The 20,658-nt window shown below is 43.5% G+C and carries 23 protein-coding genes and 1 riboswitch; of the genes, 14 read left to right on the forward strand and 9 right to left on the reverse strand.

Features of this window, described 5'->3' with window-relative positions:
* Positions 1-103 precede the first annotated feature (103 nt).
* Complete coding sequence (locus H5073_RS08675; protein ID WP_182678934.1) at positions 104-736, forward strand: response regulator transcription factor; 633 nt, start codon at positions 104-106, stop codon at positions 734-736.
* Positions 737-869: 133 nt separating this feature from the next.
* Here H5073_RS08675 and H5073_RS08680 read toward each other — a convergent pair whose 3' ends face one another.
* A complete protein-coding gene (locus H5073_RS08680) occupies positions 870-2,645 on the reverse strand; it encodes a M61 family metallopeptidase (protein WP_182678936.1) in 1,776 nt (591 codons plus the stop codon).
* Positions 2,646-2,853: 208 nt separating this feature from the next.
* On the opposite strand from H5073_RS08680, the gene hinT reads away from it, so the two are divergent.
* From hinT to H5073_RS08735, 11 genes are all read left to right on the forward strand, one after another.
* Positions 2,854-3,204 carry a purine nucleoside phosphoramidase gene (gene hinT, locus H5073_RS08685; protein ID WP_182678937.1) on the forward strand — a complete coding sequence of 117 codons (351 nt, stop codon included), beginning with the start codon at positions 2,854-2,856 and terminating at the stop codon, positions 3,202-3,204.
* A 58-nt stretch (positions 3,205-3,262) separates the two neighbouring features.
* Entirely contained in the window at positions 3,263-3,793 is a 531-nt protein-coding gene (locus H5073_RS08690) for a PaaI family thioesterase (RefSeq protein WP_182679009.1), read from the forward strand.
* Positions 3,786-4,235: a PaaI family thioesterase gene (locus tag H5073_RS08695; protein ID WP_182678939.1), complete on the forward strand. Its 450-nt coding sequence runs from the start codon at positions 3,786-3,788 to the stop codon at positions 4,233-4,235. The genes H5073_RS08690 and H5073_RS08695 overlap by 8 nt, the downstream gene beginning before the upstream one ends.
* An 83-nt stretch (positions 4,236-4,318) precedes the next feature.
* Positions 4,319-4,735, forward strand: coding sequence for a YcfL family protein (locus H5073_RS08700; RefSeq protein ID WP_182678941.1), 417 nt, complete (start codon positions 4,319-4,321; stop codon positions 4,733-4,735).
* Between the two features lie 63 nt (positions 4,736-4,798).
* Positions 4,799-4,908: riboswitch (TPP riboswitch) on the forward strand.
* 53 nt (positions 4,909-4,961) lie between these two features.
* Complete coding sequence (locus H5073_RS08705; RefSeq protein WP_182678943.1) at positions 4,962-7,160, forward strand: TonB-dependent receptor; 2,199 nt, start codon at positions 4,962-4,964, stop codon at positions 7,158-7,160.
* 99 nt (positions 7,161-7,259) lie between these two features.
* A complete protein-coding gene (locus H5073_RS08710; protein WP_182678945.1) occupies positions 7,260-7,520 on the forward strand; it encodes a YkoF family thiamine/hydroxymethylpyrimidine-binding protein in 261 nt (86 codons plus the stop codon).
* 105 nt (positions 7,521-7,625) lie between these two features.
* Entirely contained in the window at positions 7,626-8,246 is a 621-nt protein-coding gene (pnuC, locus tag H5073_RS08715; RefSeq protein WP_182679011.1) for a nicotinamide riboside transporter PnuC, read from the forward strand.
* Positions 8,192-9,307, forward strand: a complete 1,116-nt coding sequence (locus H5073_RS08720; protein WP_182678947.1) for a phosphotransferase — start codon at positions 8,192-8,194, stop codon at positions 9,305-9,307. The genes pnuC and H5073_RS08720 overlap by 55 nt, the downstream gene beginning before the upstream one ends.
* A gap of 152 nt (positions 9,308-9,459) precedes the next feature.
* Entirely contained in the window at positions 9,460-10,239 is a 780-nt protein-coding gene (locus tag H5073_RS08725) for a DUF6279 family lipoprotein (RefSeq protein ID WP_259394857.1), read from the forward strand.
* Positions 10,240-10,393: 154 nt separating this feature from the next.
* Positions 10,394-10,984: a DoxX family protein gene (locus H5073_RS08730; protein WP_182678949.1), complete on the forward strand. Its 591-nt coding sequence runs from the start codon at positions 10,394-10,396 to the stop codon at positions 10,982-10,984.
* Positions 10,985-11,080: 96 nt separating this feature from the next.
* On the forward strand, positions 11,081-11,629 hold the full coding sequence (locus H5073_RS08735) for an NAD(P)H nitroreductase (RefSeq protein ID WP_182678950.1): 549 nt from the start codon (positions 11,081-11,083) through the stop codon (positions 11,627-11,629).
* Positions 11,630-11,741: 112 nt separating this feature from the next.
* On the opposite strand, the gene H5073_RS08740 is transcribed toward H5073_RS08735, so the two are convergent.
* From H5073_RS08740 to H5073_RS08760, 5 genes are all read right to left on the reverse strand, one after another.
* Positions 11,742-11,945 (reverse strand): hypothetical protein, encoded by a 204-nt coding sequence (locus tag H5073_RS08740; protein ID WP_182678952.1) that lies wholly within the window; start codon positions 11,943-11,945, stop codon positions 11,742-11,744.
* 248 nt (positions 11,946-12,193) lie between these two features.
* Positions 12,194-13,378, reverse strand: a complete 1,185-nt coding sequence (locus tag H5073_RS08745) for a cystathionine beta-lyase (protein WP_182679014.1) — start codon at positions 13,376-13,378, stop codon at positions 12,194-12,196.
* A 208-nt stretch (positions 13,379-13,586) separates the two neighbouring features.
* On the reverse strand, positions 13,587-14,612 hold the full coding sequence (locus H5073_RS08750) for a GGDEF domain-containing protein (RefSeq protein ID WP_182678954.1): 1,026 nt from the start codon (positions 14,610-14,612) through the stop codon (positions 13,587-13,589).
* 219 nt (positions 14,613-14,831) lie between these two features.
* Entirely contained in the window at positions 14,832-15,704 is an 873-nt protein-coding gene (locus H5073_RS08755; RefSeq protein ID WP_182678956.1) for a hypothetical protein, read from the reverse strand.
* A 384-nt stretch (positions 15,705-16,088) separates the two neighbouring features.
* Positions 16,089-16,529 carry a DUF413 domain-containing protein gene (locus H5073_RS08760; RefSeq protein ID WP_182678958.1) on the reverse strand — a complete coding sequence of 147 codons (441 nt, stop codon included), beginning with the start codon at positions 16,527-16,529 and terminating at the stop codon, positions 16,089-16,091.
* A gap of 108 nt (positions 16,530-16,637) precedes the next feature.
* Between H5073_RS08760 and hdfR the strand changes: the two genes are divergently transcribed.
* Positions 16,638-17,483, forward strand: a complete 846-nt coding sequence (gene hdfR, locus H5073_RS08765; RefSeq protein ID WP_182678960.1) for an HTH-type transcriptional regulator HdfR — start codon at positions 16,638-16,640, stop codon at positions 17,481-17,483.
* A gap of 49 nt (positions 17,484-17,532) precedes the next feature.
* Here hdfR and H5073_RS08770 read toward each other — a convergent pair whose 3' ends face one another.
* Positions 17,533-17,913, reverse strand: coding sequence for a diacylglycerol kinase (locus H5073_RS08770; protein ID WP_182678962.1), 381 nt, complete (start codon positions 17,911-17,913; stop codon positions 17,533-17,535).
* A 100-nt stretch (positions 17,914-18,013) separates the two neighbouring features.
* On the opposite strand from H5073_RS08770, the gene H5073_RS08775 reads away from it, so the two are divergent.
* Positions 18,014-18,478 (forward strand): low molecular weight protein-tyrosine-phosphatase, encoded by a 465-nt coding sequence (locus H5073_RS08775; RefSeq protein ID WP_404948386.1) that lies wholly within the window; start codon positions 18,014-18,016, stop codon positions 18,476-18,478.
* 62 nt (positions 18,479-18,540) lie between these two features.
* On the opposite strand, the gene ylqF is transcribed toward H5073_RS08775, so the two are convergent.
* Together ylqF and H5073_RS08785 are read right to left on the reverse strand one after the other, a co-directional pair.
* Positions 18,541-19,482 carry a ribosome biogenesis GTPase YlqF gene (ylqF, locus tag H5073_RS08780; protein ID WP_182678966.1) on the reverse strand — a complete coding sequence of 314 codons (942 nt, stop codon included), beginning with the start codon at positions 19,480-19,482 and terminating at the stop codon, positions 18,541-18,543.
* 146 nt (positions 19,483-19,628) lie between these two features.
* Positions 19,629-20,468, reverse strand: coding sequence for an isopenicillin N synthase family oxygenase (locus tag H5073_RS08785; protein ID WP_182678968.1), 840 nt, complete (start codon positions 20,466-20,468; stop codon positions 19,629-19,631).
* Positions 20,469-20,658 lie beyond the last annotated feature (190 nt).

The following is a 20,658-nucleotide window of genomic DNA, read 5'->3' on the forward strand; positions in this document are numbered from 1 at the left end:
ATGCTAGCGCAACTAGATAATGAGACTCAGATTAAATGCCATTGTCCTAGTGGCATTTAACAAAAGTGCGTACGCATAAAAACAATCACATGGAGTGTAATTGATGTTTAAAATTGTAAATTGGATGCTGGTTTCACGCTCGCAGTTACTCACAGATTTATTGGAGTGCCGCTGGCCGCAGGAGTTTTTAATCAAGCTCACCCATGCAAGCCCTGGTACGTTAGCCGCCAAGCTTGAAAGTCATAATGTGAGTGTAGTGGTGTTTGATTTAGCGACCGTAGATCTGCAGCAAAGCTATCAGTTGCAACGTCTTATCGAGCGCGAATACAGCACAGTCAAAACCGTGTTTCTAAATTTTCCTCGGCAAATCGATGCGAAATTTTTGATCCATCCAGCAACCAGTGTCGGGGTGTTTTACCTTGATTCAGGGATAAGCGAAATAAGCAGTGGCTTGAATGATATTTTAAAAGGCCGCAGTGTTATGCCTTTTGAGCTGCATCAGTCCATGCTACATGATGACGCTGAAGATGATACCGATAGCCTTACCATCAGGGAGCGTGAAGTGTTGCAAGCCCTGTTGTCAGGCAGTACTAATTTGGATATTGCCAATCAGCTGTTTGTCAGTGAAAGCACGATTAAAACCCATCTCTACCGAGCTTTTAGAAAAATCGGTGTGTCGAGTCGTGGTCAGGCTATTGCTTGGGCTCAGACTCATATGCATGAAGTGAGGTGTTGATTTAGCCTATTGGCGTTAATGGTTACTTGTTAATAGCTATGAGATCCAAAAATGCCAGCAAACTTATTTGCTGGCATTTTTTATGGCTCACAATAACCAATAATATAAAAGGATAGTTACTTCAGTATTTTTATCAGTAGCTTAACCATAATTTTGCCGCATCAGGGTCGCTAATGCGCAGTGCTACAGTATCGAGCATGGGGGCTTGCAGCGCCAGTTGACCTTGCATCAACACATCGCGTCTAAACCAGTGCAGGGTTAAGTACTCACCCAGTTGATAATCTTGTAGTTGTTTTTCAAATTCTGGGGTGACTTTTAGTCCATCGCAGCTAATAAGAACGTCGCCAGCGCTAAGTCCTGCATCATGGGCTGGGCTGCCTTGATTCACGCTGATAATAGTTAATCCTGCAGCGTCAGCTTTATACTTGGCGCCAAAGCCAATCTGGTAACCTTTAGGTTTGCCGTCATTTAAACTGTCTCCTATATCGCTGCCGCCTTCACTGGCGCGCAGCGTCATCTCAACGCCGACTTTGGCCAGTAACGGCTCAAGGGGTAAATCTTCTGTGTTGTCTAAATAGCTGAAAAGCTCATCACAGTTACGATTAAGTAATTGCTCAACAATTTCTTGATGTGAGCCTTCATGGGTACCCATGCCGGTTAAGCCGTAGCGCTGCCATAATTGTTGCATTAGATCGTCTAAGGAATATTGCCCTTTGGATCCGATGCGCAGGGTTAAATCCAGCATCAGCGCGAACAGCGCGCCCTTGGTGTAATAACTCACAATGGCGTTGGCGGCATTTTCATCTTGTTTATAGAATTTGGTCCAAGCATTAAAACTGGATGCTTTTAAACTTTGCTTAAAGCGTCCTTGGCCGCGATACACTCGGGTCATGGTGGCGCTGAGTAACTCAAGGTAACTGTTAGCATCTATGCAGCCTGCGCGGTAGGTAATAAAATCATCAAAATAGGAGGTAATACCTTCATAGGCCCACAGCTGATTGGTGTAGCTTTCTTGGCTTAAATCGAAGGGAATAAACTCCTTTGGCAAGATACGCTTGACGTTCCAACTGTGAAAATACTCGTGACTGCAAAGGGATAGATAGGTGCGGTAATCTTTATTCACTTTAGCATCGAGACTTTGAGGAAGATCTTTGCGTGAGCACATTAATGCTGTGGACGCCTTGTGTTCGAGGCCGCCAAAACCATTATCAAGCACGCGTGTCATAAATACATAGCGCTCAAAGGGCGCTTGGCCGCCAAAGAGATTTATTTGGTATTCACAAATGGCTTTTAGATCTTGGCAAAGTCTTGGCATATTGACGCGACTTGCACCGCTTAACACCACATCATGGGTTACGCCGCAGGCATCAAATTGGCCTATGGTGAGCTGACCCATTTCCACCGGATGATCAATTAAGTCTTGATAGTTTTCGGCGCAAAAATCACCAAAGCCAAATTCATCGCCGCTTGTGCGCTTAAGGCTGGTAGCCAGTTGCCAGTCTTGCAGTGTCGCGTCTTGGGGTTTGGCAATAGTGACAGTACTTGGGGCGGCTTCTTTGCCTTTGACACTTAGAAATACACTGCTGCCATTAAAAAAACCATGGCTCATATCAAGGTGAGCTGAGCGCACCGATAAATCCCAAGCATAGACTTGATAGCTTAGGGTTAACTTAGGGCTGGTATTCGCTGCACGCCAGCGCTGCTTATCTAGTTGAGTGAGTGCTATGGCTTGGTTGTTATCATCAAAAGCATTTATCTCAATGATGTTTCTGGCAAAGTCTCTGATCATGTAACTGCCGGGCAGCCAAGCTGGCAGGCTAAACTCTTGGGTGTTATGGGCATTGTCTAAGGTGAGAGTGACGTGGAAAAGATGCGCCTTAGGATCGAGAGGGACAATATGATAATGCATGAAAAAATCCAAAATAGGGCTTAAGTAACACAGCCAAACAGAATAGGTGGTTACATGCTGCCAAAAATGCACTCAGTAGGCAATGCTAACTGAGTGCTGGGATTAGAATTATCCATTACCCATGGTCGTTTTATGTATATAATCATCAAGATTAAATCGGTTCAATCTAAGATTGAAACCTATCATGGATAAGCATAGGAGCCACATCATGGCCGAAGAAACCCTGTTTAGTAAAATCATTCGTCGTGAAATTCCAGCTGATATTTTATATCAAGATGATTTAGTCACCGCATTTCGCGATATTCAGCCCAAAGCCCCGACCCATATTTTGATCATTCCCAATCACCTTATTGCCACAGCAAATGATGTTAAGTCATCGGATGAATTGGCTTTAGGGCGCATGTTCACAGTGGCGGCAAAGCTTGCTTCTGAAGCGGGTATTGCCAAAGATGGCTATCGACTCATCATGAATTGCAATCAGCATGGCGGCCAAGAGGTGTACCATATCCATATGCATTTAGTCGGCGGCAAGCCTTTAGGGCCAATGTTGTCGGTATAGTCTGAAATGTATTGCCTTGTGACCATAGTAAAATGAGCCTAGCGTTATGCCAAATACCATGAAGATAAATAGTGATTTTTTTCCCTTGACCGAGCTTGCTACCCGCTTTGTTGACCAACTTGCCCAGTGCCGCCGCTTAGGGATTAAAGTTCATGAGGCAAGCGAGCATCACGTGTTATTAGAATTGCCCTATAGCCAAGATATTATCGGCTATCCAGATACAGGGGTGATACACGGCGGCGTCATCACCACCTTAATTGATACTGGTTGCGGTACGGCGGTGGTGTGCGCCATTTTAAAGAAATTCCAGTCATTAGAGATTTCACCTACTCTGGATTTGCGGGTAGATTACATGAAACCTGCCGAGCCCCATAAATCAGTTTTTGCTTTTGCTGAGTGTTATAAGTTGTCGTCAAGTGTCGCTTTTACCCGCGCTATCGCCTATCAAGACAGCATAGATGAGCCAATTGCTCACGCGGTAGGATCTTTTATGCGCATTAGCCCAGAGATGGTGGGGGAAACCTTTAGGCAAGCATTAATGGGGAATTTACCTCAAGCGAATACAGCGGAGACTAAGGCTGATGAGTGATACACAAGATCTTGATGTGCAAGATGTGGTAAAGCGCGCCATTGAGCTTAATGATTACAGTTATTTATTAGCCAAAGTGCCTTACTCACAGTTTATTGGCATGGCGGTTGACCGTTTTGGTGATGAAATGGTGTTTAAATTACCCGCCAAAGACGACAACATAGGCAACCCTATTTTGCCCGCTATCCATGGTGGGGTGATTGCAGGCTTTATGGAAATGTCTGCCATTGTCCAGTTAATGGTGTTTATGCAGGCGAAAAAGGTGCCTAAAATTGTCGATTTTTCAATTGATTATTTAAGGGCTGGTCTACATCAAGATACCTTTGCCGAGTGTAAAATTACTCGCCAAGGACGGCGCGTTGCCAATGTGAGTATTAATTGTTGGCAAACGAACCGTAAACAACTTATCGCAACGGCAAGAGCCCATTTTTTAGTTGAATAACAGCAGTTATTATTTTTCTAACGGTTTTGCGCTAAGCCATTTGGTTTTATTTCGTTTTGTTTTAAGCAGAGTAGGAGCAGGTGATGATAAAAAAGTTAACTCAACAGCTTATCTTTCCAGTCAGTTTAATGTTCACTGCAGCCCTAACACTCAGTGGTTGTGCAAATACTACCGCTGGCGTTGGGGCAAGTTCATCTGGGCAAACCCGAATTGATTCAAATAGCCTTAGCCGTGATGTGAAAATTGAACAAATCATCAGTCGCCGCCTCGGGGATTTACTCCAAGGTACAGCGGTATTGGTGAGCCAAGGCGCTTATGATGTTCAGCTGCAATATAAATTTACCTGGTTTGATCTTGATGGCATAAGCGTGGACGATGAAGGCAATAGCTGGAAGTCACTTACCTTACATGGCCATGAGAATAAACACATTCAAGCATTAGCACCGAACCCTATGGCGTCGAGTTTTGAAATATATGTAAGGAAAAGTCACTCAAATTAGCAGTATAAGGTTAAAGAATGTGACAAGTATCTGTGTCGCACTTAAGTCTTATCGTTTATAATCCTTAGCGCCAAGGGGTGTTAGCGCAATTTGCTCTGACTGAGATATCGTTTGATGAACCCTTAGAACCTGATCCGGCTAATACCGGCGTAGGAATGGGCTTATTATTCGCGCACTTCTTATTCGCTTATCCATGCCGGATCTCAAACTATACATTTGAGGTCCTATGTCAGCTCCAATTTGCTTGTCCTTACCCGTAAAATCTACCTTAACCTTAGCCATCATGGCAGTGCTAAGTGCACCTGCTGCTGCCAAAACGGCAGACATTGAACGCCGCGCCGCAGACAGTGAAAAAATGGAGGTCATAGTCGTTAATGCTGATTTCAGTGGTATTAATCTCGATAAGATGCCTTCTAGCGTTACCGTTATTGATGCCCAGCAGCTCGAAGATGAAGGGGCGCAACATTTTGAAGATGTGCTTAACAGCATTGCCAACTTTAACTGGTCTGGTGGCAGCTCTCGTCCTAAGTATTTTCAAATTCGCGGGGTTGGCGAGCAAGAAGAGTATAAAGGCGCCCCCAATTCATCCGTCGGTTTTATCATGGATGACATAGATTTATCTGGTCTTGGCAGTATCGCTAGCATGTACGATATGCAGCAGGTGGAGATACTTCGCGGCCCCCAAGGCACACAATATGGCGCCAATGCGCTAGCCGGGCTTATTTATCTTAAAAGTAATGATCCAAGTCAAGAGTCAGAGCAGGGGGCGGAGGTCAGTGTTGGCGATGATAACCTCACCACTTTTGCAGGTTTTAGCTCAGGGCCTGTGACGGATTCTGGCGCACTTTTGTACCGTGTGTCAGTTGAAAAACACAATCAAGACGGCTTTAAAGATAACCAGTATCTGGGCCGCTCAGACACCAATGAGCGTGATGAATTTAACGCACGCGCTAAACTGCGTTGGTACGCTACCGATGCACTGCAATTAGATTTAACCTTACTTCACGCTGATTTTGATAACGGTTATGATGCTTGGACTTTAGACAATAATGGCCGTAACACCACCTCAGACTTACCGGGCATAGATAGTCAGCAAACCACAGGCGCAGGTTTTAAAGCCATTTACAGCGGCGCTGAGCAATTTGAGCTGACATCCTTAACCTCTTTTGCCAATACTGAGCATCAGCATGCCTATGACGGTGACTGGTCGAACCCTATTTATTGGGCCAGTAAAGATTGTGGTGGTGATGCGTGTGAGTATGATTACACTTGGGATAAACAAGGTGACAGACAAACCTGGACCCAAGAGCTCAGAGTAAACTCTACCGATGCGGGTAAGATTTTTTCAGGCAGCACAGATTGGCTAGTGGGGGCTTATGCGCGCTCACTGAGTGAAGATAATGATCTGTATTCTGAATACAACACTTGGCCTGATGAAGTACTTCAGTCTGAGTACGATGCTAAAAACTATGCTGTTTTTGCACAAATTGATGCGGATTTAGGCCATAGCTATTTATTGTCAACAGGATTGAGAGTGGAGCGCCGCAATAGCGACTACAGCGACACCAATGGCGACAATTTTACCCCGTCAGAGACCATGTGGGGTGGCCATATCGCTTTATCTAAAGTATTGAGTCCAGAACATACGGGTTACGGCCGTATTGCTAGAGGTTATAAGGCTGGTGGTTTTAACATGTTGGAACCGAGTCTACCGTCAGAGTTTGATGATAAAAAAGAGTTCGGGACAGAGACTTTATATAATTATGAAGTCGGTCTTAAATCCAGCTATTTGGATGGTCAATTGACATCAAAATTAGCATTGTTTTTAATGAACAGAATTGATCAGCAAGTAGCTGCATCATTGCAGACAGAAGTTATAGATAGTAATGGTGAAGTGAAACGCCCATTTGCTCTTTTTACTGAAAATGCAGGAAACTCAAGGGGTTATGGCGCAGAATTAGATGTTAAATGGTATGCCACTGAGAATATTCAATTTTATTCAAGTTTAGGCTGGTTAGAAACGGCCTATGGTGATTATCAATATAAAGATAAATATGGTGCAGTGATCGATTTAGAGGGCCGCGATTTAGCCCACTCTCCTAAATTAACCTACAGCGCAGGGATGACCTATCTGACTGATAGCGGCTGGTTTGCGAACCTTAATGCTAGCGGAAAGAGCGAGTTTTATTACTCTGATAGTAATGAATCAAAATCCGATCCTTACGCGATTGTTAATGCCAGAGTCGGTTATGAGACCCAAACTTGGTCAGCCTATTTATGGGGCCGCAATTTATTTGATGAAGACTATGGCGTGCGCGGCTTTTATTTCGGTAATGAGCCGGATCTTGATTGGACACCAAAGCAATACATCCGTTTTGGCGATCCGCGTCAGTTAGGGGTTACCTTATCCGTTAAATTTATGTAGTCCAAAGGGTAGGCGCTTTAGGGAGCCTACCCTTGTTTGGAAATCTAGACTTTGAAAGTCAGTGTTTGGCAATTCACACCAAACCAGAGGAGAAAGACAATGAAACTCACAGTTGAAATTAGCATGTACCCTTTAAAAGAGAATTACATCGAGCCCATCCAATGGTTTATTGATCGCCTTGATGGCTACCAAAATATAAATAGGGTCACTAATGCCATGGCGACTCAAGTGTGCGGTGAGTTCACAGATGTGATGACTATGCTCAATACTGAGATGCAGGCCGCCCAGCAAACTTGGGGTAAAGCGGTGTTTGTGTGTAAGTTTATTTGTGATGAGCTAGATCTTAGCCATAAGCAGTAATCTCATTCATAAGCCTGGTTATAAACAGGATCAACATTCAGAAAACCGTAAACGAGGAGAATAAGCGTGTTTGAAGCCATAAATGTCGCCATATCAGAAGTGTCCATGATGACCTATTGGGAATTGTTTGCGGTTATTTTGGCTGTGGTTTATCTGCTACTGGCCATGAAAGCCAATATTTGGTGCTGGCTTGCCGCTTTTGTCAGTACAGCGATTTATACTGTGCTGTTTTGGAAAGTATCGTTATTGATGGAATCAGTGCTGAATATTTATTACATGGGCATGGCGCTCTATGGTTATTGGCTGTGGCAGCAAGATGGTCACAAACTCGGCCCCACAAATGGCGCTTCCTCAAGCCATATCGGACCTATGGTGTTAAGTTGGTCTTTTCAAACTCATGTAAAGCTTATTGCAGTAACCGCCTTGATTTCAGTGGGAGTCGGATATTTGATGGCGAATTACACTCAAGCTTCATTTCCTTATTTAGATGCCGCTACCACTTGCTTTGCGGTGATGACCACCTATTTGGTGGCTAAAAAAGTATTAGAAAATTGGCTCTATTGGATAGTGATAGACTTAGTATCGATTTATCTTTATTTCCAAAAAGGCTTAATGCTAACCACGGGCCTATTTATGGCGTATGTGTTGATGGCAGCTATGGGTTACCTTATGTGGCGCAAACGCTTAGAAAATCAAACTCAAGCAGCAACTTTGGCTACCCATTAGCCATGAGAAGCCACTGGCAAGCGCCCAATGCGTTATTGGGGGCAGAAGTCCTCAATGCCTTACCCAAGTGGCTGCAACAGGCATTAGAAGATAACAGTGCTCAGGCAATGGCGTTATCTGAAGGGCTCAGTAATGATAATTATCGTCTTTGCGGCTCACAAGGTGATTGGGTATTAAGGGTTAACCGTCAGCAAAGTGTGTGGTGTGATCGCCAGCAAGAACTGGCAAATTGGCGTTGTGCGGCCAAGGCAGGGCTTGCGCCAGGGTTAATCTGGCACAGTGATGATAATACTTTTTATCTTAGCCAGTTTATTATACAAGCTAAGCCTTGGTCTGCCCTCATGGGGCCTCAGGCTCAGAATAACAGCCAAGATTTATTCATGGCTGAGCATAAGCATTTGGCATGTTCATCACTGTTGGATGAAAACAAACCCATAGGGTTGCTGATGGATTTACTGCGGCCCTTGAGCCAGCTGCCCGTTCCTGATGTTGCCTTAACGCCCAGAGTCCAGTGGCAAGATTATTTCACCCGCTTAACCGCGATAACGGTTGATACTCGGCACGTGCCAACCTCTGCGTGGCAACAGGCTTTTGAGCAGCTGAGCGGATTAAGCGTGCAGATTGAACTCTGGTTAACGCAGCTTGAGTCTTGTTTAGTGGCTAATCAATATTGTCACCGAGATCTTAATCCCAGCAATTTATTGCTGGTGGGCGATAGGCTGCAATGTATTGATTTTGAATATGCCACCGCCAGTCATCCGCTATTTGAGCTGGCAAGCGTTATCGCAACCCATCAGCTCACTCCCTTTCAAGTCAGTAGCCTGACGCAGCAATATTTAGCCTTTAATCCTAATGTTAATCAATCTGGGCTTGAGGCTATGCCGGCGGCAATGAACTGCTATTGGTTATGCTGCGCCGCTTGGGCGTTATTAATGGCCGCAGAGCGCTTTTACTCTGTGCCGCCAGCGTTTACGACAAAAAAAGTGACCACAAACTCCAGCCAAAGCCTCCAAACCTACCTTACTTATTTCAAGGAATATCAACAACTCATTACAATTTAGTGTTAGCTAATGAATACCATAGGCTTGTTATGTTGCAGATGTGTTATATGATGGCGAGCATTATTGATGCTATTTAAGGGACATACACCTTGTTTAAAAAAACCATGGTTTGGCTAAGCGCTTTGTTGCTGCTAACGGCGTGTTCCACAAAAATGAGTTATTACTTTCTCGATTGGGCCATCGAGTGGGAAATAGAAGAGTATGTAACTCTTAATAAGCCGCAACAGAAGCAGTTTGAGGTTATGCTTGATAAGTTTTTAATTTGGCATAAACAAGTAGAGTTGCCGAAATACAGCAGTCAATTGCATGAACTCTTAACCCAACTACAGCAAGGTACACTGACTCCTTCGCAGTGGGTGATCCAAGTGCAGCAGGCTAAGGGCCACTGGTTCCGTATTTTCCATTTTTTGTTGCCCGATCTTATCCCGTTAATTGCTTCTCTGGACGATGAGCAAGTCAAAGGCATCATGAAACAGCTAAGAAAAGAAGAGCAAGAACTCAGTGATGAGTATGCGGGCAAGACAAACGCACAATTGCTTGATGAATCCAATGAACGTTTATTCGAGCAGGCCGATGATTGGCTTGGAAGTGTCAGTGATGCACAAAAATCCTTGATAGAGGCTCGCAATAGTCAAAGGTTGGCCACCTTAGATATGTGGCTCGAGTATCGCCATGAATGGCTAAGGCAATTTGAGCAGGCCCTAAGTCAGCGAGATAACAGTCAGTTACTCACACAGTCGCTCACCTTGTTAATGACCCAGCCCGATGACTTAAAATCTGCCAGCTATCAACAAAATATTGCCCAAAACTCTGAAAATTTTGGTTCGCTGATTGTAGAACTGAGCCATACGTTGAGCGATAAACAGCGAAAAAGATTCAATAAAAAGCTTAACGCGCTGATTGTTGATCTTAATGAAATTAGCCTAGACTAAATTTGACTTGGCCTTTATTGAACTTGTACTCGTCTCTTTATGGCGCTATTGCGCCCAGTCTCGCTAGCATCAACTGATGATTTTTATATTCAGATGAAAGAAAGTTCAGTTTCATTGGGTCTATTTGAGCAATAACGAGGATAAGGGCACTAAAATGCAGATAGTTGTTGAGTTTTATAAAGGCTTTTTAGCCACGATTAAACAGTTGGAAGGGTTGGCACCCCTCACCTTACGTTTGTATTTAGCGCCGGTGTTAATGCAGGCAGGTTACAATAAAATCAGTCACTTTGAAGATACCGCCGCTTGGTTTGGCAATCCAGATTGGGGCTTAGGTTTGCCTATGCCTGAAGTCATGGCGGCCTTAGCTTCAGGTACTGAGCTTATGGGCGGGGCTATGCTGCTAGTTGGTTTGGCCACTCGACTGGTGGCTATCCCTATGATGGTTACCATGTTGGTTGCCGCTTTTGCCGTGCATTGGCCTAATGGATGGTTAGCGATTGCTGATGGCAGCTCTTGGCTTGCCAATGACAGGGTTATAGAAGCGGGCGAAAAGCTTGCTGCTGCAAAAAGTATTTTACAGCAGCATGGTAATTATGAATGGTTAACCAGCTCAGGTAACTTTGTGATTTTAAATAATGGTATTGAGTTTGCCATCACTTATTTCATTATGTTGCTGGCCTTATTCGTTTTAGGTGGCGGGCGTTACACTAGCCTAGATTATTTCATCGCTAAGCGTTATCTATAATCGTACTGGCTAAATGCTTTTGAACTTATGTAAATATCCCACCATAACGGTGGGATTTTTGTTAGTATTTGGCATCATTTTTAGAGGATAGTTATTGTGGACGCCAAGCAACTTCTGTTAACCCGTCAGTCTAGTCCCCGTCTTGTGGCACCAGCCCCGAACGATCAAGAGTTAAACTTTATTCTCGATGCGGGCGCAAGAGCACCAGATCATGGCAGCTTAACCCCTTGGGAATTTATTATCGCCGTCGATGATGGACTCGAAAGACTCAGTGCTATTTTTGTGGCCGCGGCGAAAGCGAGCGGCGCCGATGAAGCCGCAATCATTAAAGCTGGAATGACGTCAGCTCGTGCACCTATGGTGATAACTGTAGTGGCGAAATGCCAACAACATAGCAAAGTACCCATTATAGAACAGCAATTAGCAGCAGGCTGTGCCACTATGGCAATGCAACAAGCGGCCTTTTGTTTAGGTTTAGGGGCTGTGTGGCGTACTGGGGATCTTGCTTTTAGTCAGGATGTTCATCATGGGCTAGGGTTAGGCGAGTTAGACCAAATTATTGGTTTTCTTTATATCGGCACTCCCACAGTCGTGGCGCCCATTAAAGCTCTCAAGCCGGGCAAGCAATTTAGCCGCTATATTTAAGCGCAGTGTTTAGACAAAATGTTTAACATTAAAAGGGGCCTAAAGCCCCTTTCTATTAATATTATTCTTAATATGCGCTAAAAGTGCAGAATGTATACCAAACAAGGTTGGCTCAATCTAGTTGTTCTAATGGCAGTAAACCTTGGTATAAATAATAGCCAAGTGGGCCTAGGCATAGGCTGATAAATGCCCAAGAATAGCGTCTAAAACTATTGAGCTCGCTGAAGCTTGAGGTGATAGCACGATAGCAAAATAGCAAATGCAGTATTAATAGTGACGATAGCATCAATGCCAGCGTCAAATCGGTATTGTTCATGTCTTTCTTCCTTGAGTAACACATTTCCATGAAGCTCTAGCATAAGTCAAATATTCACACTTATTCATGTAAGCAGTTAAAATCCATCTAATTGATGATGCACATTACGTTATAGGCGACTGAATTAAAAGATAATAAAGAAATTACATAGATGATTTGCTTATAAAAGTAGCTGCTTGGTGTATTTTTGGGGGGAAGACTGAAAATGCGCGCCTCTGCCAAGGCGCAATGAGTGTATTAAATGAGCGTTAAGCTTGATGAAAGCGCTCAAATGCGCGTTCTAGATCGGCGATTAAATCCTGCGGGTCCTCAAGACCCACATGCAGTCGCATCAAAGGTTTACTCTTATCCCATGGGGTAACTGTACGAATTTTATCTATGCCAGACACTGATAGAATAAGGCTTTCAAAACCGCCCCATGAAAACCCCATTTTAAAGTGCTGCATACCTTCTACAAAGGCTTTTAAGGCTTGAGGACTACCTTGTTTTAATACGAATGAAAATAAGCCATTTGCGCCGCTAAAATCACGTTTAAAAAACTCATGCCCAGGGCAGGTATCAAACATTGGGTGGCGGATATGATCAACTTCGGCTCTAGTTTGCAGCCAGCGCGCCACTTCAAGAGCATTTTTTTCATGTTGTGCCATGCGAACGCCTAAGGTTCTTAATCCTCTGGTTGCAAGGTAGACATCATCGGGAGAGGTGGTCTGACCCATCAGATAACTGTGCTCTCTTAATGTTGGCCAATGCGCGGCATTGGCAGTTGCCGTGCCTAGCATGACATCAGAATGGCCGACAATGTACTTAGTGGCTGCTTGAATTGAGATATCCACCCCCATTTCAAAGGGACGGCTATTGATAGGTGAGGCCCAAGTGTTATCCAGCATTGTGGTTAACCCATGCTCATGGGCAATGCGGCAAAGTGTTGGCACATCCTGTACTTCCATAGTGATAGAACCTGGGGATTCTAAAAAAATCACTTTAGTATTGGGTTGAATAAGGGCCGTAATACCCGCACCAATCATGGGATCGTAATAGCTGGTTGTAATGCCAAATCCCGCTAATAGCGTGTCACAAAGTGCGCGTGTGGGTTCGTAAACACTATCAAGCATAAGAAGATGATCGCCACTTTTGAGAAATGACAATAGCGCCGCGCTAATGGCGGCAGCACCGCAAGGATAAAGTGCGGTGCCAGCGCCGCCTTCAAGTTCACTGATGGCTTGCTGGAATGCAAAGTGAGTGCTGGTGCCACGTCTTCCATAAAAGAGAGTGCCATTGGTTTTATTTTTGATGGCAAATTGCATCTGTTCTAGGGTATCAAACACCACAGTGGATGCTCTTACTACCGGCGGGTTTATCACACCTTGGGTAAACTTTTTCTCTCGGCCAGCGCTGACAATCTGAGTGGCTTGTTGTTGAGTTTTATGAGTCATATTGGCAACTGTATAGAGGGATGATTTAGCCATACTATCAGCTGTGTAGCGTAAGTGAAGTGCTAAGCCTTTAAGGTGAAAAACTCTCGCGTTCAGATTGAGGATATCGCTATTTGCATTACACAGGCATTAGCCCAATAACAAAATACCTCAAAAGGGGGCAATTGAGGTATTAATGGGTGTAATGGATGTGGCTAAAAGCCTTCTTTTAGCTAGACATAGGCATAACGCGGTTGCGACCCAAACGTTTTGCTTCATAAAGTAACTTGTCGGTGGCCTCGATAAACTCAGCCACACTCTGACCTGGCTGCCATTCACTAACACCAAATGAGGCTGTGATAGCATCAATGGTTGCGTCATTACGTCTGTCTTTAAGGGTCAATTTTTCAATAGCACGGCGCATGCCATCGGCCAATTGGCGTGCAACCCTAAGTTGGCTCTTAGGTATAATGATGGCGAATTCTTCCCCGCCAAAACGGTAGAATTTAGCCCCATCTCGGCAGCCTTCTTGAACCCGTTTTGCCACAGTTTTAAGTACCATGTCACCGAGTTGATGACCGTAGTTATCGTTAAAGGCTTTGAAATGGTCAATGTCTAATAAAACAAGGCAGCTACCAGGGGCCTTTTGAGCGACCAGGGCTTTGATATCTTCATCGAATGCACGACGATTAAGCACATTGGTTAAGGCATCAAACAACATGTCTTTTTCGGTCTCAGCAAGCTTCACTTTGAGCGTTTCTATTTCAGATTGTGCTTTTTGCAGTTGCTGCGAAAAATTAATAGCGCTGGAGCGAATGTTTGTTGACTCTTTAACTATGCTGCGTACAACGCCGATCACTTGCTCTAATGAGAAACCTTGGCTCTCTAACTCATTGAGTTTAGTAAAGTCTTTTTCGATACGGCTTTGGAAAGACACAGTGTCTTGATTGGTATCTTTAAGTGATTGAGATAAATCGCACACCATGGCATCTAGGCTTTGGCGCATAGTACGCACATCAAGTTCAACAGGATCTGCGACGTGTTTGCGGTACAATAATTCACTGCTGACAGGGGAGTAGCTAATATTTTGCTGTATCAAGCTATCCAGTTCTTGATTTAATACTGGGTTTTGTTCGCCTACATAGGCATACCATAGTGCGTAATTGGTGGGTGTAGTAGGAATTTTATATTTGAGCATCAAAGGAACGGCTTTTTTAAGATTTAATGCGGCCGTTTGTAATAGGTCGTTTGACATGCTTTCCTCACCGATAACGGGACTATTAATTGTTAGCTGAGGCTGATATTAGCATTTTTAGTAAAAAACACTTACTAATACTGCTGCGATAATATTGAATATAGCAAGGGATCAAAAACTTGCCTTAGAATTTGTTGTAGATCACAAGATTAGAGTGCCACAAGACGTTAAAGGCTTAGCTGTAAGACCTTAAAGATTTAGCTACAAGTGATGAAGGCCTTAGAAGCGGAACCCTACCGAGAATACTGGTCCCGTAAAACTGTAATCTATGCGGTAATCCGACACTTTAAAGCTTTGGCCATTTTTAGTGCTGGTTTCGGCAATATCCACATCAACGCGATAATAATTGTAGGCTAAATCTAAGAACCAATGATCAGCAACTTTTGCTTCAACACCAATTTTAATGTCTTTAAGTGAACCTTTTACATCTTTGTATTCAATAGCGAAATATTGTGCATGGATCTTAAGTTGCCAGCCTGGATAAAACTCATAGTTTCCGTAGACGCCTAAATTTGGCAGCGGTGCGGTAAAGTTTTCGTCTATGACCTGAGGGTTTGCAATTGCATTATCACACAGCTGAGTGCTGGAGTTATCGGGAACGCAAATGCCTATAGTGCCTTCAAATTCAGTTTTAACAAACATGGTATGCAATCCTAGGGAGGCTCCAATACTGTAATTGGTTCCTTGCCATATATCATAACCATAGCCTAAACGCATGATATCGATATCTAAAGTGGTTTGCAGTTTACCTCCGGCTTTGACATCGTAATCAACGCCATCTAATCGTATTTGAAAGGCTTTTTCTAAGGAGGGGGTTTCAGCTGTGCGGTGAAGTTGTTTCCAATCAATATACAAATGGTGGCGTTCGTTAAAGTCATATGCAAATTCGAAGTAAGGTAGAAACTGTTTTTCATCAAGCATTAAATCATCTTCAAAACTTAACGGGAAAGTCCCCCCTTTAGTGTTTGAAACTAAGATATTGGAGTCAGAATTGGCGTAAAAAAGCCCTAAATTTAGCTTATATTCTTCCGCCTGAGCCATTGAAGCGCTCGCCATAAAAGCCAGTAACCCTAAAGAACATCTTTTATACATGCCTTCCCCAATCTATTATTGTTATTTTTCATGCCACGATTTAACTCACTAGCTTCAAAAGATCACCAATTTAGCTTAGCAGTGAAGTAAGACTAAATGACTAGTTAAGGTAAACACTATGCATTACTTGTTAGTTTTTTGTAAACAACAATATCAATTAGAATAGTAAAAAAAGCATCAACATGCTGAAAAAGTGCTAAAAGCATTAAAAGTATTGATTAAGGAGTTGGAGAGCATTTTTATAGGGGGAGTGATGGTTATAAATATTCAAAGCGGTAACTATCGCAATGGGATATGAGCGCCGTAACGCTCATATCAGAATTTGGATCTTTTCCCTACAAACTCTTTATTGCAGGCTTAGGCAATGGTTCAAGGCAGACTGATTTAATCAGTAGGAGATTCTTCATCACTGCTTTCGTCATCATCGATATCATCAAATTCGATATCCACTTCAACCACAGGCTTGGCGCTTGGCGCATGCACTGTGCCAACAACCGCATAAAAAGGTTTCCCTTTGGCGAGTTTGATGTATTTAGCCCACAAGAGTTCGAAATGAGTGCTCGGGGCTATATTGCCTTGAGCCACCTGAATGAATTGATCTTCATCGGGCGTACAAGCGAGCTGCTTGCCTTCAACTAAATTTTTCATGGCTTGGCCATGAAGTTCAAGTAATTCAGCTTCTTTGCTGGTAAAGTCTCCGCAGCGTTTAAAACCTTTCGGAAAATTAGCGTCATCATAGAAGCGTTTAGTAGACACAAAGCTCATCCCAGTATTCACTGTGATTGCTTCACTACCAGAGGCTGGGGTGAATGAGTGCTGAGTCATGGTCGGTACCTTCTAGAATATAAAATACAATGGTTTTCAACTGGAGTATTGGCTAGTATTCTCGATTTTAAAATCAAAATATTTTGTCTTTGATGGTAAAGAATTTTTATGGATACGGATTTATTAAAAACCTTTTTGGAAGTTTCTCGAACTCGGCATTTTGGCAAGGCAGCTGAAAATCTTTACCTTACCCGAAGCGCGGTTAGTTTTAGAGTCAAACAGTTAGAGGGGATACTAGGCGTTGAGCTATTTGAGCGGTTGCGTAATAATATTCACCCAACGCCAGCAGGGGAGCGATTATTAGGCCATGCTGAAGCGGTGCTGACGGCATGGGAGCGTGCTAAACAAGATATATCCTTAAGCCAGCAGCACACTTCTCAGCTTACGTTAGCTGCGGGTCATAATATTTGGGATGCTTATTTGCAGGAGCATCTGCAACCTTTACATTTGGGGTTGCCAGGTGTTGCTTTAAGAACTGAGATTTTAACTGGCACCATAATGACTCGGCAATTAATTGAGCGTACTTTAGACATTGCCATTACCTTCGAACCGCCAAAACTCGATGACGTCGAGTTAGTCCAATTGGCGCAAATCGAATTACGTTTAGTGTCAGATCAAATGGGCTGCAGTTTAAATGAGGCTCAGCTGCAGTCGTATATTAAAGTCGATTGGGGGACAGCCTTTAATATTATGCACGCACAAGAATTTTCACAATTACCCGTCCCAGTTTTACACACTAGCTCAGCGCGGATAGCGCTGGATTTTTTGAATAATAACGGAGGCTGTGCTTTCCTGCCTGATGCATTGATAAGCGCGGGGTTAGCAGATAAGAAGCTGTATTTGGTTGAAGGGGCACAAAGTATCAAGCGCATCCTTTATGCCGCCTATTTAGGTAAAAGTGAGCGCTTGGCACAGATAGAGCAAGCGATTGTTTTATTGGTGGATAAGGGCTAAGTCTTAAATTCAGCCCTGATATTTCCGCACTTTTAGTGCCTGAGCTTGGCTAGAATAGGCCTGTTAATTGCGGGAATAGAATTATTCCCCAAATCAAGGCGCAACATATAAGGCTGAGCATCACAGCGGCAGAGGCTATGTCTTTTGCTTGACCGCTTAACGGGTGCAGCTCTTCACCTACACGATCAACCACAGCTTCGGTAGCCGAGTTTAACAATTCTACAATCAGCACGATAAATAGCCCTATGATGAGCAATACTCGTTCAACGCTGGTGACATTAAGCCAAAATACAATGGGCAGCGCAATCGTGCACAGCAGTAATTCTTGTCTAAAGGCTGCTTCATTACGATAGGCCAGTCTCAGGCCGCTAATGGAAAATCCCGTAGCGCGAATTATGCGCTTAATACCATGATTATTCTTAGGTTTCATTGTTGTAATATCTGTTCTTATTATGTGTTTAAATTGTATCACTTTTACTGAGCCGTGGACTAGAGCAGGCTTAGCTATGACAACAGAGTAAGGATAAATGATGAAGCATCGCATTCTATTTGTTTGTATGGGCAACATTTGCCGATCACCTACGGCGGAAGCTATTTTTAGAAGTAAAATCATTAAATATCAACTTACTACAGAAATTGATTCAGCAGGGACTATAGGTTTTCATCAAGGCCATAGCCCTGATAAACGTAGCATAGCCGCAGGCAATAGGCGTGGTTTGGATTTTTCAGCAATGCAAGCCCGCCAAGTACGCAGTGATGATTTTGAATCTTTCGATATGATTTTAGCGGCAGATAAAGCAAACCTTGCAGATCTTAAGGCGTTATGTCCGGCGCATCTACAGCATAAGCTGCAGCTTATGCTGTCGTTTGCAATCCTTGATACCGATGAAGTGCCAGATCCCTATTATGGTGGCTGTGATGGATTTGAGCGAGTGCTGGATTTACTCGACGCCAGTTTAGATGCTCTGGCAAAAACAATACAACAAGGGTTGTGAAACAAAAAAGCCTAAGGCGCAGGTTCTTAGGCTATTGGCTTTGTACAAAGATAAATTGTTTTTTAGTCGTTATGGCGTTTTCCAGAACGTTTTAATCGCTCTAATTCAAGCTTTTGCTGCTTAATGGCTTCTTTTTCAGCTAACACTCGTGCCACTTCGACTTTTTCTATTTCAGCCATAGCTGGAGTTTCTAAGGTCAATAAACCGATTTGCCCTGAACGGTACTCGTGGAGTAATAATTCAGAGACTTTGTGATAATCGATGCGGCCGCCGGGTCTTAAGGCGCCGCGAGAGCGACCTATAGCTTCAAGCAGTGCCATATCATCTTTTGGTAACTCTTTAAGCTTATAGCGCTCGCAAATGGCATCAGGATAGGCTTTTAGGAAATAAGCCGCGGCGAAAAGTGCTACGTCTTCATACTCCATTGCCGTATCTTTGATAGCACCAGTGACAGCTAAGCGGTAACTGCTGGCTTCGTTGTCCACTTTAGGCCACAAAATGCCAGGGGTGTCTGAAAGCACAATGCCATTACGTAGATTAATGCGCTGCTGGTTTTTGGTAACTGCTGGCTCATTACCGGTTTTAGCGATAACCCGTCCTGCTAATGTATTGATAATGGTAGATTTACCTACGTTAGGGATCCCCATTATCATGGTGCGGATGTCTTTTTCTGTGATGTCTCGGTGTGGTACAAGTTTACGGCAAATATCAGGAATACGTTTCACCATGCCCGGTTGCAGGGTGGTGATGGCAGAAGCTTTTACGCCTTGCTCTTGCTCTAAGTATTCAATCCACTGGGCAGTGATTTCAGGATCGGCTAAATCGGCTTTATTAAGCAACTTGATACAAGGTTTATCACCCCTGAGTTGCGCAATCATCGGATTTTCACTGCTGTATGGGATACGCGCATCGAGCACCTCGATCACTAAATCGACCTGAGGCATGGCCTCTTCGATTTCTTTACGTGCCTTGTGCATGTGCCCTGGATACCACTGAATTGCCATGATTTGTGCCTTTTTAGCGCGCTTTTACCGCGTAATATACAAAAGCGCTATTCTACCTTGTTATTGGTTAAATTGTTATGGCGTTTTGCCATAAAAAAAGCGCCCTTAGGCGCTTTTGAGCAACAATTTAATATACTGAATTAGCGTTAAATAACGCCAAGTTCACGTAATCTTTCCATCAGATAGCTATCAGCGGTGTAACGCTCTGACAAGATAACCTCTGGATTCGGGTGCAAAAACAGAGGCAACGAAATCCGTGATTTGGTTTTATCCATGCCTTCAGGATTAATAACTCGGTGAGACGTCGAAGGAAAATAACCCGCAGAGGCTTCTTGTAACATGTCACCGATGTTGATAATTATATTACCAAAATCACTAGGTACGTCTAACCAAGTACCGTCTTTTGCTTTAACTTGTAAGCCAGGCTCATTAGCAGCAGGTAGCACTGTAATAAGGTTAATATCTTCATGGGCTGCTGCGCGAATGGCGCCCATTTCTTCATTGCCTTTCATTGGCGGGTAATGCAGTACCCGTAGTAAGGTTTTTTCACTGTCTTTAATCATCGCAGGCAATGGAATTGAGAACTTAGCGGCGATATCCCTTGGGGAAAATTGTTCAATCCAGCCCAGTAACTCAGCAGCAAAGGCATTGGCTTGAGCGTAATAAGCGTTAATGTTGGCTTTTAATGATTCAGGAACTCGGCCATTAGGGTAAATATGGTAATATTCTTTGATATCTTTAACCGTATTGCCTTTAGCTGTTTCTGAAATAGAGGCTGGAAAGAAGCCATCTTGAGTCTCTGGTTTATATAAAAACTCATTTTTCTCATCAGATTGGAAGAATTCGTACCATTCTTGATAAATGGCTTCAACCAATTCTTTCTTGATTGGGTGGTTTGATAACACCCCAAAACCTGTCTCACGTAAAGAGGCCACAAAGCGTTCAGCACTGTCTGGCGCTAAATAATCAATTGTTTCTAATTTCATTATATTCTACTTATTTTATTTTTAACCCGAGATGATTTTAACCTCGCGGCAGGTTAGGGGCAATTTTTTGACGCGATTAACGGTCAATATTTTTATGTTGTAGTGGTAATGTTGTCATTGTTGAATAGACAAGCGCAGCTATCTTAACCACAAAACAACCTTTTACTGGTAAACGTCACCTTAGTCTTAA

Source organism: Shewanella sp. SR44-3 (assembly GCF_014163735.1).
Taxonomy (GTDB): Bacteria; Pseudomonadota; Gammaproteobacteria; order Enterobacterales; family Shewanellaceae; genus Shewanella.

Bases quoted from the DNA above. Each gene is read 5' to 3' on its own strand.
- H5073_RS08675 (WP_182678934.1), top strand. From the start codon at position 104: ATGTTTAAAATTGTAAATTGGATGCTGGTTTCACGCTCGCAGTTACTC.
- H5073_RS08680 (WP_182678936.1), bottom strand. From the start codon at position 2,645: ATGCATTATCATATTGTCCCTCTCGATCCTAAGGCGCATCTTTTCCAC.
- hinT (WP_182678937.1), top strand. From the start codon at position 2,854: ATGGCCGAAGAAACCCTGTTTAGTAAAATCATTCGTCGTGAAATTCCA.
- H5073_RS08690 (WP_182679009.1), top strand. From the start codon at position 3,263: ATGAAGATAAATAGTGATTTTTTTCCCTTGACCGAGCTTGCTACCCGC.
- H5073_RS08695 (WP_182678939.1), top strand. From the start codon at position 3,786: ATGAGTGATACACAAGATCTTGATGTGCAAGATGTGGTAAAGCGCGCC.
- H5073_RS08700 (WP_182678941.1), top strand. From the start codon at position 4,319: ATGATAAAAAAGTTAACTCAACAGCTTATCTTTCCAGTCAGTTTAATG.
- H5073_RS08705 (WP_182678943.1), top strand. From the start codon at position 4,962: ATGTCAGCTCCAATTTGCTTGTCCTTACCCGTAAAATCTACCTTAACC.
- H5073_RS08710 (WP_182678945.1), top strand. From the start codon at position 7,260: ATGAAACTCACAGTTGAAATTAGCATGTACCCTTTAAAAGAGAATTAC.
- pnuC (WP_182679011.1), top strand. From the start codon at position 7,626: ATGATGACCTATTGGGAATTGTTTGCGGTTATTTTGGCTGTGGTTTAT.
- H5073_RS08725 (WP_259394857.1), top strand. From the start codon at position 9,460: ATGAGTTATTACTTTCTCGATTGGGCCATCGAGTGGGAAATAGAAGAG.
- H5073_RS08730 (WP_182678949.1), top strand. From the start codon at position 10,394: ATGCAGATAGTTGTTGAGTTTTATAAAGGCTTTTTAGCCACGATTAAA.
- H5073_RS08740 (WP_182678952.1), bottom strand. From the start codon at position 11,945: ATGAACAATACCGATTTGACGCTGGCATTGATGCTATCGTCACTATTA.
- H5073_RS08745 (WP_182679014.1), bottom strand. From the start codon at position 13,378: ATGACTCATAAAACTCAACAACAAGCCACTCAGATTGTCAGCGCTGGC.
- H5073_RS08750 (WP_182678954.1), bottom strand. From the start codon at position 14,612: ATGTCAAACGACCTATTACAAACGGCCGCATTAAATCTTAAAAAAGCC.
- H5073_RS08755 (WP_182678956.1), bottom strand. From the start codon at position 15,704: ATGTATAAAAGATGTTCTTTAGGGTTACTGGCTTTTATGGCGAGCGCT.
- H5073_RS08760 (WP_182678958.1), bottom strand. From the start codon at position 16,529: ATGACTCAGCACTCATTCACCCCAGCCTCTGGTAGTGAAGCAATCACA.
- hdfR (WP_182678960.1), top strand. From the start codon at position 16,638: ATGGATACGGATTTATTAAAAACCTTTTTGGAAGTTTCTCGAACTCGG.
- H5073_RS08770 (WP_182678962.1), bottom strand. From the start codon at position 17,913: ATGAAACCTAAGAATAATCATGGTATTAAGCGCATAATTCGCGCTACG.
- H5073_RS08775 (WP_404948386.1), top strand. From the start codon at position 18,014: ATGAAGCATCGCATTCTATTTGTTTGTATGGGCAACATTTGCCGATCA.
- ylqF (WP_182678966.1), bottom strand. From the start codon at position 19,482: ATGGCAATTCAGTGGTATCCAGGGCACATGCACAAGGCACGTAAAGAA.
- H5073_RS08785 (WP_182678968.1), bottom strand. From the start codon at position 20,468: ATGAAATTAGAAACAATTGATTATTTAGCGCCAGACAGTGCTGAACGC.